Genomic DNA, 16,155 nt, shown 5'->3' with positions numbered 1-16,155 from the left:
CAATTTTAGAGTTAGAATGCAACATTTACACCTACAATGAAAGTACGTGGGTGTGGATAGTAACCCATATCAACTCCTGATACCCAAGAGTCGCTACTGTTACCATCTGTACCATTGTATGAACCGATTTCCGGATCCATACCATCATACTTGGTCAAAGTAAAAAGATTCTGTACCTGGAAATAGAGGCGCAACTTAGAGAGGCCCTTCCAAGAGATAAGTTTCTTGAAATCATAACCCAAGGTAAGGTTCTGCAAACGGATGTAGTCACCATCCTGCAAATAGAGGTCTGAGAACAACCAGTTACCTACGTCTCCGTATGTAACACGAGGCATCTCATTGGTTGTACCCTCACCTGTCCATCTGCCTAAAATGCGATGACTGTAATTGCCCTGTGAACCACTAGGATCACGATAAGACTGTGCAATCTGGAAACCGGCAGCGCCAGTGAAGTTTGCACTCAAATCAAAGCCCTTATAACCAAGGGTAAAATTGAAACCGAAAGTATACTTAGGAAGACCATTACCCAGATCAACCTTATCATTAGCATTGATAGCACCATCATGGTTAACATCAACATACTTTACATCACCAGGCTGTACATTTGACTGGAGCACACCATTACCGGCAGCAATCCAATTATTGATATCCTGCTGGCTCTGGAAGATGCCTGCTGTCTTGTAACCCCAGAAGTAACCGATTGCATGACCATTCTCTGCACGATAGAACTCTTCTGCATTCTGATAAATCTGGTTGGTAGCACCATGGATGATACCATCCAATGTAGGAATATTACCTACTTCATTGTGGTTGTAAGCGAAGTTGGCACCTACACTATAAACAAAGTCCTTGCCAATCTGATCATTCCAGGAAAGACCAAGTTCGACACCCTTATTCTTTACATCACCACCATTGATGACTGGACCTTGAGTACCGGCTGTTGCCAATACTGGAGCCTGTACCAACCAATCCTTGGTGTTCTTGATATAAGTATCGAATGTCAGAGAAAGACGCTGACGGAGGAAACGTGCATCGATACCGAGATTGTACTGTTCAGAAGTCTCCCACTTCACTTTCTCATTTGCCAAGCGGCTAGTGTATGCACCCATTACCCAGGCATCTGTACCACCGGTAGCACCAAAGTTGTAGTTGGTTTTGGATGTTGTAACAGGAGCCAAATACTGGAAGCAGTTGACATTGGCATTACCTACCTGACCCCAAGAGAGACGGAGTTTCAAGAAATCCAACCAAGAAGCAGTAGACTTCATGAACTTTTCCTCTGTCAATGTCCAACCTGCAGAAACAGATGGGAAGTAACCCCAACGGTTGCCTCTTGCAAACTTAGAAGAACCATCGGCACGCATGGTTGCATTAACCATATAACGGTCTTTCCATGACCAGCCCAAACGAGCGAAGAAAGACTGTCCACGAGTAGGGTTATATGGAGCACCGCTGATGGTACGGTCGCTTGAACTCTGGTCGGTGTTCTTGACATAAGCATGATCCCAATCATTGAAACCAGCTGTCAAGCCATAACCGGTACTACCAGAAGAGCTACCATCATACTTAGAAGTCTCGCTACCAATCAAGGCATTAATATGATGTTCCTTGATATTGAAATCATAAGTCAGGGTATTAGTCCAAACCAGAGAGATACCACTACCATCACTCTGACTAACCTTAGTGATACCATTACCACTCTGTGGAGTAAACTTATAAACAGGAGAATAAGAACGATAGTCTGAACCACCGTAATTAACAGCAAAGACTGTCTTAAACTTCAAGTTCTTGATAGGCTCAATCTGAACATATACATTTGCATCAACAGAAGTAGACTTGCTCTGATTGTAACGGTTCATCATCATGGTACCATAAGGGTTACCATCATTCACATTCCAGTCAGAACTCTCTGTAGAATTAAAGTTACCATTGGCATCATAAACAGGAACCAAAGGAGAGGTTGTAAAAGCACCACGAAGGTTATTGTTATAAATATTACCTGTGTTCATACCACGGCTATCCTTATAAACAAAGCCTACATGCTCACCTACAGTAACCAAACCATTGAACATTTTATGCTCTGAATTGGCACGAAGGTTATACCTTTTATAATAAGAAACGTCAGAACCGCCAATGAGACCGTCCTGTCCTGTATAACCACCAGAAATAGAATAAGTAGAAGTCTTGCTACCACCGGTAAAGGCCAAACTGTGGCTTGTGGTCAATGCACCATTATCTACAGCCTGGTCAATCCAGTCTGTATTATTGATAACACCCTCTGCATTACGAATACCCCTCAAAGACATCCAATCAACAGGAGACATACCTGAGTTGAGGCGAGCCTCATCCATAATTGTCATATACTCAGAGGCATTGAGCATACTTATCTGGCGCCCCAGAGTCTGCCAACCTACATATCCATCGTATGTAATTTTGGAAGAACCTTCCTTACCGCTCTTGGTTGTAACGAGGACTACACCATTGGCAGCCTGTGCACCATAGATAGCAGCAGAAGCAGCATCCTTCAACACGTCGATGCTCTCGATGTCGGCAGGGTTCAAGGTTGTGATATCACCACCCACACCATCAATCAAGTAAAGAGGCTGAGAGTTTCCTACGGTACCCAAACCACGAATGGTAACACTCATGGCTGCACCTGGCTGACCAGAAGTAGAAACGATGTTAACACCAGGTGTCTGTCCCTGCATGGCAGAAAGAGGGTTGGTGGTGTTAAGCTTGGCGATGTCGTCACCCTTCAACTGAACGGTAGCACCCGTCACCAGCTTTTTCTTCTGAACACCGTAACCTACTACGACAACTTCATCAAGTGACTGCTTGTCTTCATTTAAGGTTACGTTGATTGTCGAACCTGTAACTTTAATCTTTTGGGTGATAAAGCCCAGATACGAAACTTCGAGTGTTTGTCCATTCTTTGCTTCAATGGTAAAGTTACCATCCAGGTCAGTAACGGCACCCGTCTTTGTACCCTGTACCATGACACTTGCACCAATCAATGGTTCATTGTCACTGCCAGAGATGACAGTACCCTTAACCGTCTGAGCATTGAGGACACCCGCTCCGATTCCTAACATTGCCTGGAACACCAACATGATGGCTACCAGAGCAACTTTGCAGAGCATGTGGCTCTGCGAGAATTTCTGAGATGTTTTTCTCATAATTACTTTAGGTTTAAATTAATAATTGTTGCTTCTAGGTTTAATATAGGGCCTATGTAACATAGGACGAATATTGCCTTTATAACCCGTTGGCGGAATTAATTTAGCGCATACTTAACCCTGCCAACCGGTCTGTTGTTTACATAATTAATATATTGCAAGACTGTAAATGCGCTGATTTTCCCGATGATTCGGGTAAACAGTCCTAGTGTTTGCTTAGCATAGTTTCGGAAGAGCATGAAGTGATCACAAAGTTGAGAGAAATTTGTCTCGATTCTCTTCCTCGCCTTAGCATAAGGCTTAAATGTTGGTCGCCAATTCTTCATGTTCAAGCGATATGGAACTTCCAACTTGATGCCTACAGAAGAAAACAAGTCTTGCTGTAGTTCCGCACTGAGGTAAGCTCGATCGCCAAGGATGCAACAGTCATGGAATTGAAACTTTACATCTTTAAGAAAATGAATGTCATGAACATTAGCTGGACTCAGGTCATACGAGTGGATAACTCCACTTAACCCACAGACAGCGTGGAGTTTATACCCAAAGTAGTATATCTTCTGAGTAGCGCAATAGCCAAATGCAGGAGAGTTTGTTACGTCTGTTCCTTTCATCTTGCAACGCAAGCCTCTGGACAAGCGACACACCTCTATTGGTTTGGAATCTATGCAGAAATATTCTTCTGCACCATCCATCTTTGACGCTATGCGCTTACGAATCTTCTCACATAGTTCCGCAGTGAACTTTCGCCTGTCATTGAACTGGCGTCGAGAAATCAGATTTGGCATATCTGCCTTATACTCCTTCAGCCTATCGAACAAGTTGTTTTCACTGTCGATGCTAAGATGCTCGGCTGTCAAGCTCAAAGCAACAACTTCGAGGTCTGAAAAACGTGGTACGACTCCTGGGCGAGGAATATTTCCTAGCTCATTAACTAAATTTTTGGAGAAATCCTTGCATATCTCAAGAATTTTTACGAAATTTGCATACAAGTTGTGCATAGCGTGAAATATATAACTTTATAATTGGACACTACAAAGTTACTAAAAATCAACGAGATGCACAACTTTTTTCTCCATAAAAATATACTAATTTTCAGGCGGTTTTTTAATTCCGCCAACAGGTCTTTATATAAATAAGGTATAAGCCTCGGTTATGAGGATTGCCTCGATTTATCGTTGTTTACATTTACTTTTCCGGGGGCAAAGATAGATAAAAAACAGACACAATGGGGTATGTTTTGGTTAATCAATTACGTATAAAATGTTGCACAACCTACATTTTTTAACGAAAAAGCACCAAAATGTAGCATAAAATACATTTTGGTGCAAAAATAGTTTAATTAATATGATATTTTATCAACCCCGGCATCGGAGCTTTCAAAATCTGGGAAATCTTGAGATGAAACTCATCCTCCATCACATTTCTCAAAGGTGATTCAAAGTAATGAGCTATGCTTCCAACAAAACCAAGCATTGGGATTTCTTCTTCCAAGGATGAATGCCATGCCTTCATGCCTGGCTCCAACTGACTTATATCTTCGGTGCTCGCCTTGACATATTTAATATAAGGTGTGAGATTCTTTGCATAGAACTGATTGAAGCTCTCCAATATCATACGATAGAGTGACATGGCTTCATTCAGTTCGTCAGTCCCGTTCTCGTGTTTCTCACCTTCTGCTATCTGTTCTGAGATAAAAGGACAGATGGAAGCAAGGAAGCGATTGGCAAGCGGCTGTCTGTACACCTTATTAATAATAGTAGGATAATCCAAACCCGACCAGGCAAGATATTTATTCTTTAGCGATACAGGCAATGTGCCCTTGAAGATACCATTGAGGAAAAGTTTGCCGATTACTGCCCCACTACCCTCATCGCCCAGGATATATCCCAACGGAGGCGTGTTCATCACAATCTTCTCTCCATCGTAAAGACAACTGTTGGCACCGGTTCCCAAAATACAGGCGATACCCGGTTTCTTGCCAAACAGGGCACGGGCTGCTCCCAGCATATCACCTTCAGCCTCAACCTTGGCTTCGGGGAAAGACTGCTGCAAGAGTGATTTCATGCGAGACTTCATCGCCTCGGTTACACCACTGCCATAAAAGAAAACCTCCTGAGGCTGCTCTGACAGAACAAGTTCCTTACACAATACATCCAAAATCTCGGCATCACTCTGATGAATCGGACTGATGCCCTGCGTCTTACAGGTAACCATCACGTTACCCTGTTCATCAACCAGAGCCCAATCGGTCTTGGTGCTGCCACTATCTGCTATGAGTATCTTCATATTCCAATCTGATTAATTAACGTATCCTTTGACGTTGCAAATGTAATCAATTTATATGAAAAATGCAAAAGATAACCCTAAAAATCGAACGTAAAGGTGCTAATATATCAAAAAAGGCGATTTTCTCTTTGCTTTTTCACGAATTATTAATAACTTTGCAGTCAAATTTACTAAATATGAAGAAGAGACTATACATCATAATTCTGCTGATGGTGGCATTCGTACTGCCAAGCAACGCAGTGCTCAAGGAAGCCAACCTGGACACAACGCTCTATATGCTGCGTACAGAATTGACCAACTATCACATAGACTTGGAGAAACAGAACCAAGCTGCCAAGGCTCAACAGTTGGCTGTGATTCAGGAGCTCATCAGTATTGTGAAACAGGCTGACCAGAACTCCATCATGCTCTATTCGCAGCGCAATGGGTATATTTTCGACATGACGTATGCCTGTCATGAGGCTACAGAGCAGTTTAAGAAGTTTAAGTCGAAGGCTGTTCCTTTCCGCCAGATGATCAAGAAGAACAATGTTGAGGTGGCGCGTTTCGATTCGCTCATCAACTATCTCTACGGCATGAACACCATGTTTCTCAGCGAAGAAGCACAGGTGAACCGAAACGTTGACCTGACTCTGGCTGTCAATATCCGCCGCCAGCTGGTAGAGAAACAGAAACAGCTGCAAGCCTATGTACAGGCTTACGACAGAACCGACCGTAAGTTACAGGCACTCAACGACTATGCCAACCGCAGATACGAAGATATCCAGAACAGCATTTTCAATAATGGAGGCGACAACTATCTGCGCATACTCCGTAATATCAGCATGAACTATAAGGAGGCAAAGATGTCTGTAACCGAGAAATACAAGCCCGTACCGGGCATGATGTCGCAATGGGATGTTCGTATCATCTTCATCCTCTTTGGTATCATCATCTTCTGGGGTCTCATCTCCATCTTCCTCAATCTCTTTACCATCCGCATCGTAATTACCCAACTCATGAAGCATGGTATGTTCGAGAACAGAAAGGAAAGTTTTATGGCAAAACGACCATGCCTTATCATGGCGATGACGGTAGTAACCTTCGCAGTTATTCTCGGTATCGTAAGAATGGCGGTTACCCAGAACTTCGTGATTATGGCAAGCCAGCTGCTGGTAGAATATTCCTGGTTAGTTGGCGTCATCTTGGTATCTATCCTGCTACGTGTAGACAACGATAAGATCAAGAATACCTTCCGTATCTATTCGCCATTGATGCTGGTAGGTTTCATCGTTATCGTGTTCCGTATCATCCTGATACCAAACGACCTTGTAAACCTCATCTTTCCACCAGTCCTTCTGCTCTGCGCTCTCTGGCAGTGGAATGTGATTGGCAGAAAGCACAACCAGGTATTGCGCACTGACAAGACATACGCATTCATATCGCTTGCCGTATTCGGAGTAAGTACCATTTTTGCCTGGACAGGTTTCACACTGCTTGCCGTCCAGCTTATCATCTGGTGGACCATGCAGCTTACCTGCGTGCTTACCATTACCTGCTGCGAGGGATGGCTCAGCGTATATGCCAAGCGTAAAAAGCTGGCAGACAGGGCGATTACCGACAAATGGCTGTATCGCTTTATCTATAAGGTATTGCTCCCTATTTCAGGTGTACTCTCGTTCATCATCTCTATCTACTGGGCAGCAGATGTATTCAACATGAGTGATACGACTTGGGAGATATTCAACAAGGATTACATCAAGACCAGCAACTTCACTGCATCGCTTTTCAGTATTTCAGAGGTAGCTTGTCTGTACTTCCTGTTCAACTACATCAACATTACTTCTGTAGATTTCATGCGTCATCACTTCGAGAAAGCAGACCCGGCGTCGGCTGCCTCAAAGATTGTGATGTTCAAGAACGTGATGCAGGTGATTATCTGGGGTATCTGGCTGATGATAGCCCTGAACGTATTCCAAGTTGGTAAATCATGGCTGCTAGCTATCTTTGCCGGCTTATCAACCGGTCTGGGTTTTGCATCAAAGGATATTCTTGAGAACATCTACTACGGCATATCTCTGATGATGGGCCGTGTGAAGGTGGGTGACTACATTATCTGTGACGGCACCCGTGGTAAGGTAAGCAGTATCAGTTATACCTCTACGATGCTGGAGGCTACCGACGGTTCGGTCATAGCCTTCCAGAACTCGCAGCTCTTCTCGAAGAACTACAAGAACATGACCAAGAATCATGGTTATGAGCTGGATATTCTGGAGGTAGGTATTGCTTATGGCAGCAATGTGAAGGAAGTGAAACAGATTCTCATCGAAGCCCTCATGAAACTGGACTGTATCTATCAGGACAAAGGGGTGAAGGTGTTACTGAAGAGTTTCGATGACAGCTGCATCACACTCAGAATTGTAGTATGGGTGAACGTGCTTACCCAAGCCATCGACGATGCCACCATCATGGAGTGCATCTACGATACGCTCAACGATCACAACATCGAGATTCCGTTCCCACAGCGTGAGATTACAATCAAACAAGTTAATAATTAACAGTTTGTAGTTTACAGTTAATAGCAGGTTTACTCCCTATTAACTATAAACTATCAACTATAAACTATAAAAAGATATGGCAACATTCATAGCAGGTCCTTGCGTCATCGAGTCAATGGAACTATTGGAAACAGTAGCTCAGGAACTCGTCCGCATCAACGAAAAGTTAGGAACTAAAATCATATTCAAGGCTTCATTCGACAAAGCCAACCGTACCAGCATCCACTCTTTCCGTGGTCCAGGACTGGAGAAAGGACTCCAGATGCTGGGAGATATCAGGGAGAAGTACAACCTTCAGGTTACAACAGATATTCATGAGAGTTATCAGGCTTCAGCAGCAGGCGAAGTATGTGATATTCTCCAGATTCCAGCCTTCCTCTGCCGACAGACCGACCTTCTGGTTTCTGCAGCCAAGACTGGTAAAACCGTCAACATCAAGAAGGCACAGTTCCTGAGCGGTAGAGATATGAAATATCCTGTAGAAAAAGCATTGGAGAGCGGTGCCAAGGAAGTTTGGCTCACAGAACGCGGCAATTGTTTCGGCTATAACAATCTCGTGGTAGATTTCAGAAACATCCCTGACATGAAGGAGATTGTGCCAAATGTCATCATGGATTGTACCCATAGCGTTCAGCGCCCGAGTGCAGGTGACGGCAAGACGGTAGGCGACCGTAAGTTCGTTCCAGCAATGGCAAAGGCGGCTAAAGCTTTCGGAGCTACCGGCTACTTCTTTGAAGTACATCCTGACCCAGACCAGGGCAAGAGCGATGCAGCCAACATGCTGGAATTAAACAAGTTGGAATCACTTATCCAGGAACTCCTTTAAGTGAAAAGTGAAGAACGAAGAATGAAGAAACAACGTTCGGCGTACGAATGGAAAGCCAATTCAAATGATTTAGAAATGACCGATAAAAATAACAATATAGATGATAAGATTGTTCGCGGTTATGGCGAACAGGCTCTTAGAGACGAGGCGCAGGCCATCCTCGACCAGATACCTTATCTGGACGACAACTTTGAGAAAGCAGTAGACATGATGTATCATTGCCAAGGCAAGATTATCGTTACAGGTGTGGGCAAGAGTGGACACGTAGGTGCCAAGATTGCCGCTACACTTGCCTCTACAGGCACACCAGCCTTCTACATCAATCCACTGGATGTCTATCACGGCGACTTAGGTGTGATGACCGACAAGGATGTGGTTCTGGCACTGAGTAACAGCGGTCAGACCGATGAACTGCTTCGTTTCATCCCGATGGTACTCCACATGAATGTTCCTATCATTTCCATCACCGGAAATCCAGATTCCCTGCTGGCAAAATACTCCAACCATCATATCACCGTAAAGGTAAAGAAGGAGGCTTGTCCGCTGAACCTCGCCCCTACCAGCAGTACTACTGCAGCATTGGCTATGGGTGATGCACTGGCTATCGCCCTGATGCAGGTACGCCACTTCAAGCCTCGTGACTTTGCACAGTTCCATCCTGGTGGAGAATTAGGCAAACGACTGCTGACCACAGCAGAAGATGTGATGCGCAGCGATGATATGCCTATCATTCCTAAGGAAATGCACCTGGGCGAGGCTATCATCCACGTAAGCAAGGGCAAACTGGGATTGGGTATCTCATTGGATGAAGACAACCACGTTATCGGACTTATTACCGATGGTGATATCCGACGCGCCATGGAGAAATGGCAGGCAGAATTCTTTAACAAGACTGTAAGCGACATCATGACCACCACTCCGAAAATGGTGACTCCGAAGACGAAGATTTCGGAGATTCAGCGCATCATGCACAAGTATAAGGTGCATACGGTACTGGTTGTAGACAAGGATAATCATTTAAAGGGCATTGTAGATCACTATGCCTGCATGGTGTGATTTTAATTAACAATTTATAATTAATAATTTATAGCAAATAGATTATTAGGAGTTGACATGAGACTCAGAGAGATAATAACAACGATAACACTGATGCTTGCCAGTTCGCTGTGCAGCGCACAGACCAGCGATTCATTGATCGTTAATCAGCTTCGTGGGAAAGGAGTCAGCTTTTCTCACGATAATTCAGTAACCCTACTGATGAATGGTCAGGAAAAGTTTGATGATATGTTCCAGGCAATCCGACAGGCTAAACATAGTGTACACCTGGAATACTTTAACTTTCGCAACGACAGCATCGCCTCCCTCCTCTTCGACCTGCTAGCTCAGAAAGTCAAGGAGGGTGTGAAGGTGAGAGCCTTATATGATGGTTTCGGAAACTCTTCCAACAATAAGCCTCTGCGAAAGAGACATCTCAAGAAAATCCGTGCCAACGGTATAGAGATTTATGAATACAAGCCCCTGAAGTTTCCATGGGTACATGCAATTTTCAACCGTGATCACCGTAAAATCGTTGTCATCGACGGGCAGATTGCCTACACAGGCGGTATGAACGTTGCCGACTATTATATAAAAGGTACGAAGGTTGTAGGAGAATGGCACGATATGCACTGTCGCATCGACGGAAGCGAGGTGAATACCCTACAGAAGATATTCCTCAAGATGTGGAACAAGGTGAGCGGACAGAATGTGCACAGCACTGAGTTCTGGAGATATAAGAAGAAGGATTATCTGGTAGAGAATCTCAAGCCAGATACGACAGCAACAGCCTACAGAAAGATGGTCGGCATCATCAACCGCGAACCGCATATTACAAAGGATATCATCCGATATTTCTATGTGAATGCCATCAATGATGCACAGGACAGCATCAAGATCATCAGCCCCTACTTTACCTTGAGTCATAAACTCAAAAAGGCATTGAAGAATGCTGTGAAAAGAGGAGTAAAGGTAGAAATCATGCTCTCTACCAAGAGCGACATTCCGCTGACTCCTGACTGTGGTTTCTATAATGCGCACAAGCTGATGAAGGCAGGATGCAATGTTTGGATGTATACGCCGGGCTTCCACCATACCAAGATTATCATGGTAGACGGCAAGTTCTGTACCGTGGGCAGTGCCAATCTCAATGCCCGAAGCCTGCGCTGGGACTATGAAGAGAATGCAGTGATTGTGGATTCTTGTACTACACAACAACTGGTACAGCTCTTTGATGGGGAAAAGAAAGACAGTTTCTTACTCAATGAGAAGAACTGGAGAGAATGGCGTACGGGCTGGCAAAGATTCAAAGGATGGTTTGCCGCAAAGGTACTCACTCCATTCTTGTAAAAACAAGATATAAGTATAACCCAACTTTCACTAGCAGAAGTAAAATAAACAGAGATGAATGAAGAAATGATGAAAGCCATGGCTGGCAAACAGATGCCAGAAATGGCAATAGTAGAGAGCAATACACTCGCCGCAATGGGACTCAGACAACTGCTTGAGTCGGTGATGCCCATGATGAAAATCTCGACCTTCGGTTCGTTCCGTCAGTACGAGGCAAACAATCCAGACCACTTTGTTCATAGCTTTGTATCTATGCACATTGTATTGGAACACCGTTACTTCTTCACACAGGGCAACAGGAACCGCCACGTAATCGTTCTAACACCCAGCAACGATCCCAATTCGCAACTTGCAGAATTTCATTGTCTCTGCGTCAATGTACCAGAAGGATACCTGATAAAAGAGCTTCTCAACCTGCAGCATTCCGGTCATCCTCATGGCGAACATATCCCTGCCATGCCCCCTGTCACTCAGGAAAAAGTTCTGTCGGATAGAGAAATAGAGGTATTATCTCTGGTAGCACAAGGGAAAATCAACAAAGAGATAGCCGACCAACTCTGTATCGGACTGACTACTGTGATTACCCATCGCAAGAAAATACAGGAAAAACTGGGATTAAAAAGTGTGTCTTCACTCACCATTTATGCTGTGATGCATGGTTTTGTTGACATCAATATGATCTAGCCTTCACCATAAATAGTGATGCAGAATCATCACATACCTAAATATAATGATAGCGCCTTCCCCTCATGTGAGAGGAAGGCGCTATCATTTTAGAAAAAATAACATTATTTAAACTGATATTCCACAGATAAACTACAGCTTTACAGAAGAAATATCAACCAAATTGTTCACGATGGCATAAATTGTAAGACCTGCAGGAGAGTGAATCTGAAGCTTTCGGGCGATGTTTCTGCGATGCGTAATGACCGTATTGATAGAGATAAACAGGTGGTCAGCAATCTCCTTGTTGGTCATTCCCTGAACCAAAGCAACAATCACATCTTTCTCACGGTCGCTCAACTGTTCGTCACTCATCGGAGTCTGATTAATCATGCTCGAAATCTTGGCACTCACATCGTTCTGCTTCAGTTTACGCTCTGCATTTCTTACTGCAGGAATAAAGATTTCTTCCTCTACCTCAGAGTGATGGGTGAGCCATTCCTCATTATTATATATATCATAAAGAGTGGCGCTGAGCTGATTATTATGCAAGCCATCAGAAGGCAAATACTTGATAATGATACTCTTGAGTTCCTTTAACTTCAGATCTACCTGAGCATGGTGTTTCGAGAAGGTTTCTATATCAAAGTTTGCATTGGCATTACCATCTATAAGTGCCTGAACATAAGGGAATACCATCTTTTCTTCATACCGCATATGATTGGTTATACTATGGGCATAATCATCATAAAGCTTGAGGATAAGGCGTGCCAGATTATCCTTTTCATCCAGCGCTTCAACCAGTTCTTTACGGATAAACGGCAACTGGAAATCTATGTAATAGGCATGCGATGCCTTGAGATAATGCAATAGGGTCGGCAGCGACAGGCGGTCGGCATTGTCATACTCCTTGTAACCATTAATCGTCAAGTTTACCACGGACAGGAAAGTATAGGTATCCACCTTCTGCTCGTCGCAAACTTCACGCACAGTCTTGTCGCCAAAGCCCAGGTTGATGCCGAAGCTACCGAGGCTCTGTAAAATGTTATAATTGTCTCTAATGATGCTGATCATCTTGTCATCAGCTTCATACATCTTCTGATTTTTCATCTTCTTTTATCCTTAAATGAAAACATCCTTGTATCAAGAACATTCATAATGTTTCTATTTCGGTTGCAAATATACAAAAAAGTTTCGAAACTCGCAATACCTAAAAATGGGGATGCGACAGTTTACCGATTTTTAGGTATTGCAAGATTTTTTAAAACTCCGTACCTTTGCACCCGAAATCGAGAAAGAGCGCGGTGATGATTGCCACTCCCGAGCGGCAGAGCTGCGTAATTCCTTATCATGCCTCATGGCTTTAAGGAGATACTAGGCCTCTAAAGTGTCGAGACCGCAAGCAGACATCCGCGCTCTTTTCTTTATTTTATTAAGGATAATACGATAACAATAAATTCAAAATAATAAAGATGAACAGTTTAAGAATTGGATTGATGTCAGCTGCCCTGGTTGCCGGTTTGGCAACGGCAAGTGCACAACAGTGTTGCACAGACAGTACAGCAGCAAAACCCCGATTTACCATTGGTGGTTATGGAGAGGCCGTAATGAGCCGCAACTTCTATAGCCAGCATTTCAACCGTTACAGAGACCCTGCCACCTATAAAGACGATGACAGCCATGGCCGTTTCGACTTGCCACACGTAACCCTCAATCTGGGCTATGATTTCGGAAAAGGTTGGACCATGGGAATGGAAATTGAGTTCGAGCATGGTGGAACAGAGAATGCTGTAGAAATCGATGCTGATGAAAGTGGTGAATACGAGGCTGAGACTGAGCGTGGCGGTGAGGTTGCCCTTGAGCAGTTCTGGCTCAACAAAGCGTTCTGGGGTGGCAAGTTCAATATCAAGGCTGGTGAAATCATTATTCCTGTTGGTGAGATCAACGCCTATCACATGCCAAATAATTTCTTCTCAGTTTACCGTTCTGAGGGCGAAGCCAAAATTCTTCCTAACACCTGGCACCAGGTGGGTATTTCCCTGTGGGGTAAGTTGAAGGACTGGCGCTATGAGGCCATCTTCACATCGGGTCTCGATGCTGAGCGTTTCGGTCACAACTGTTTCGTGCATTATGGAGCTACAAGTCCTTACGAATACAAGATTGGCAATGTTTATGCCGGTGCGGCCCGCATCGACAACTATTCTATACCAGGTTTGCGACTCAGTTTGAGCGGCTACTACGGCTATACTTTCAAGAATACAGAAAAGAAAGCCAGTGCTTCCTATAAAGATGTACATGGAGCCTTGTCTATCGGCAGCTTCGGTTTCGAGTTGAACCGATGGAACTGGATAGTACGTGGTAATGCCACCTATGCTCATCTGGACGATGCTACCAAGATGACTGCTTTCATGAACACCTTCCCTAAGCACAATGCGCAGGATGGTTCTCCTTCCAAGCACTCGCCAATTGCCAGCAGTGCTTATTCTGTAGGTATCGAAGCCGGTTACAATGTTTTCTCTCAGATAGAGAGCCTCCGAAACAAGCAGAAGCTCTATGTCTTCGGCCGTTACGAAGATTACAACACATACGCAAGTGGCAACAAGAAGGTAGCTTACGAGTACGACCACGTGAAGAGAATGGGTGCCGGTATCAACTATTCTCCTATCAAGCCTGTCACCATCAAGGCGGAGTATAGCCACCGATTCCTCGAGAGTGCTTACAACAATGAGCCAAGCCTCAATCTGGGTATCACATTCTTTGGCCTCTTCGATACAACTACCTGGGTTAACAAGAAATTCAAGAAAGCCCAGGAAGTAGATAAATACCAGATGGAGCGTATCAACCAGCTCACCAAGGAACTCCAGGAGTTGAAGAAACAGATTAAGAAGTAAGCTTTTATCAAATTTATAAAAAGGTAATCAGGAATCTTGAATTCCTGATTACCATCAGCGAAAATAAATAGTCAAAAAAACATAAATAAAACAAAAAAAACAATGAAAAAGATTTTTAAGTATTCTATGCTTTTTGCAGCAGCCTTGACACTGTCATTAGGTTTCGCAAGCTGCAGTGATGACAATGACGAGCCAGAGGCTCCATCAAGTGTCAATCCAGACTTGAATGGTACTGATGCAATTGTGAGAGAAGCTTGTGAAAACTGGAGAGAGGCTCGCCAGGACTGGGAGTGGTCTGAGGCTTTCCTCTTCGGTCCTGCTACAGACTTCGGATTGGACCCACACACTGACACATGGCCATTCGACCGCGTACAGTTTGATAAGTACATGAAGAAATACAATCCAGCAACCGACGAGGATGATGCAGCCCTGATTGATGATGCGATTGCAAATGGTCAGAACCTGACAGGTTTCCACGCTGTAGAGTATCTGATTTTCCGCGACGGTGAGGCTCGCAAGATCAAGGATATGACAGCCAATGAGGTTTACTTCGCTCAGAGCGCAGCACAGGATTTGTATCTCAGCTCTTTGAAGTTGGTTACCGCATGGGGCGGCGAATTGTCAGAGGCTGAGCAGAAGATTATTGATGATGCTGAGTTTGAATCAAAGAACTACGGTGAGGATTTCATGACTGCAGGTGAACCAGGTTCTAAGTACTCTTCTATCACCCTGGCAACCCGTGAGATCATTGCTGGTGCCAACGAGATCATCGGTGAGGTACGTGACTCTAAGATCGGCGCTCCTGCTACTGGTGCGGACGTTAACTATATCGAGTCTCCATTTGCTCGCAACTCTATCATTGACTTCTATGATAACATCATGTCTTGCAAGCATGCTCTCTATGGCGGTTGGAATGTAGTTGATCAGCCAACAGCAACTTCACTTCTGGGTGTTTGCCTCAAGGTAAACAATGCAGATATGAAGGCAGCTGCACAGAATGCACAGACCAAGCTGGATGCAGCTCTCAACAAGATCAGCAACATGAAGAAGCCTTTCGTACTCTTCTACACAGACCAGAGTGCAAAGGATGCAATGGCTGCCCTTGATGAGTTGGAAAGTGCACTCGATGCACTCGATGGAGAAATCGAGAAATTCTCAGGCAACGCAACACTCGAGACTGAGTTCAAGAAGGTAAACGAGGCATTCGTCAAGAACACCGTTATCCCAACCTACCGTGCTCTTGCTGATAATGACTTGAAACTCCTCAACTCATTGAAGAAGATTACTTGGAAAAAGTAATTCCAGTTTCTAAAATACGAAAATATGCAGATCAAACGTTGGTAGCCTTTTAAAAAAGACTACCAACCTTTTGCGTAATAAAACAGATACGG

Annotated in this window: 10 protein-coding genes and 1 pseudogene; 7 read left to right on the top strand and 4 right to left on the bottom strand. The window is 44.1% G+C overall.

Going from position 1 to position 16,155, the window contains the following annotated elements:
• Nucleotides 1–11 precede the first annotated feature (11 nt).
• The 3 genes and pseudogenes from FO447_RS01495 to FO447_RS01485 all read right to left on the bottom strand — a co-directional run bounded on the left by FO447_RS01495 (nucleotide 12) and on the right by FO447_RS01485 (nucleotide 5,462).
• Nucleotides 12–3,176, bottom strand: a complete 3,165-nt coding sequence (locus tag FO447_RS01495; protein WP_118415184.1) for a SusC/RagA family TonB-linked outer membrane protein — start codon at nucleotides 3,174–3,176, stop codon at nucleotides 12–14.
• Between the two features lie 98 nt (nucleotides 3,177–3,274).
• Nucleotides 3,275–4,260: pseudogene (locus tag FO447_RS01490) on the bottom strand (IS982 family transposase).
• Between the two features lie 251 nt (nucleotides 4,261–4,511).
• The gene (locus FO447_RS01485) at nucleotides 4,512–5,462 is read right to left on the bottom strand and encodes an ATPase (RefSeq protein WP_118190332.1); all 951 of its coding nucleotides are present in this window, start codon (nucleotides 5,460–5,462) and stop codon (nucleotides 4,512–4,514) included.
• 176 nt (nucleotides 5,463–5,638) lie between these two features.
• On the opposite strand from FO447_RS01485, the gene FO447_RS01480 reads away from it, so the two are divergent.
• The 5 genes from FO447_RS01480 (at nucleotide 5,639) to FO447_RS01460 (ending at nucleotide 11,894) form a co-directional block, all read left to right on the top strand.
• Nucleotides 5,639–7,999: a mechanosensitive ion channel family protein gene (locus tag FO447_RS01480; RefSeq protein WP_200757354.1), complete on the top strand. Its 2,361-nt coding sequence runs from the start codon at nucleotides 5,639–5,641 to the stop codon at nucleotides 7,997–7,999.
• Between the two features lie 76 nt (nucleotides 8,000–8,075).
• Nucleotides 8,076–8,825, top strand: coding sequence for a 3-deoxy-8-phosphooctulonate synthase (kdsA, locus tag FO447_RS01475; protein ID WP_117692122.1), 750 nt, complete (start codon nucleotides 8,076–8,078; stop codon nucleotides 8,823–8,825).
• Between the two features lie 75 nt (nucleotides 8,826–8,900).
• Nucleotides 8,901–9,881, top strand: a complete 981-nt coding sequence (locus tag FO447_RS01470; RefSeq protein WP_022120878.1) for a KpsF/GutQ family sugar-phosphate isomerase — start codon at nucleotides 8,901–8,903, stop codon at nucleotides 9,879–9,881.
• 57 nt (nucleotides 9,882–9,938) lie between these two features.
• Nucleotides 9,939–11,210 carry a phospholipase D-like domain-containing protein gene (locus tag FO447_RS01465; protein WP_117692120.1) on the top strand — a complete coding sequence of 424 codons (1,272 nt, stop codon included), beginning with the start codon at nucleotides 9,939–9,941 and terminating at the stop codon, nucleotides 11,208–11,210.
• Between the two features lie 54 nt (nucleotides 11,211–11,264).
• The gene (locus FO447_RS01460; RefSeq protein ID WP_117692118.1) at nucleotides 11,265–11,894 is read left to right on the top strand and encodes a response regulator transcription factor; all 630 of its coding nucleotides are present in this window, start codon (nucleotides 11,265–11,267) and stop codon (nucleotides 11,892–11,894) included.
• A gap of 132 nt (nucleotides 11,895–12,026) precedes the next feature.
• Here the strand turns inward: FO447_RS01460 and FO447_RS01455 are convergent, their stop codons facing one another.
• Entirely contained in the window at nucleotides 12,027–12,983 is a 957-nt protein-coding gene (locus FO447_RS01455) for a LuxR C-terminal-related transcriptional regulator (protein ID WP_200757352.1), read from the bottom strand.
• A gap of 362 nt (nucleotides 12,984–13,345) precedes the next feature.
• Between FO447_RS01455 and FO447_RS01450 the strand changes: the two genes are divergently transcribed.
• Entirely contained in the window at nucleotides 13,346–14,764 is a 1,419-nt protein-coding gene (locus FO447_RS01450) for a hypothetical protein (RefSeq protein ID WP_234699038.1), read from the top strand.
• Between the two features lie 102 nt (nucleotides 14,765–14,866).
• Nucleotides 14,867–16,063 (top strand): imelysin family protein, encoded by a 1,197-nt coding sequence (locus tag FO447_RS01445; protein WP_118139186.1) that lies wholly within the window; start codon nucleotides 14,867–14,869, stop codon nucleotides 16,061–16,063.
• The last annotated feature ends 92 nt before the right edge of the window (nucleotides 16,064–16,155 follow it).

The organism is Segatella copri, from assembly GCF_015074785.1.
Classification (GTDB): domain Bacteria; phylum Bacteroidota; class Bacteroidia; order Bacteroidales; family Bacteroidaceae; genus Prevotella.
Note: the sequence above shows the minus strand (reverse complement) of the source record. Positions and strands in the feature narration are given on the sequence as shown.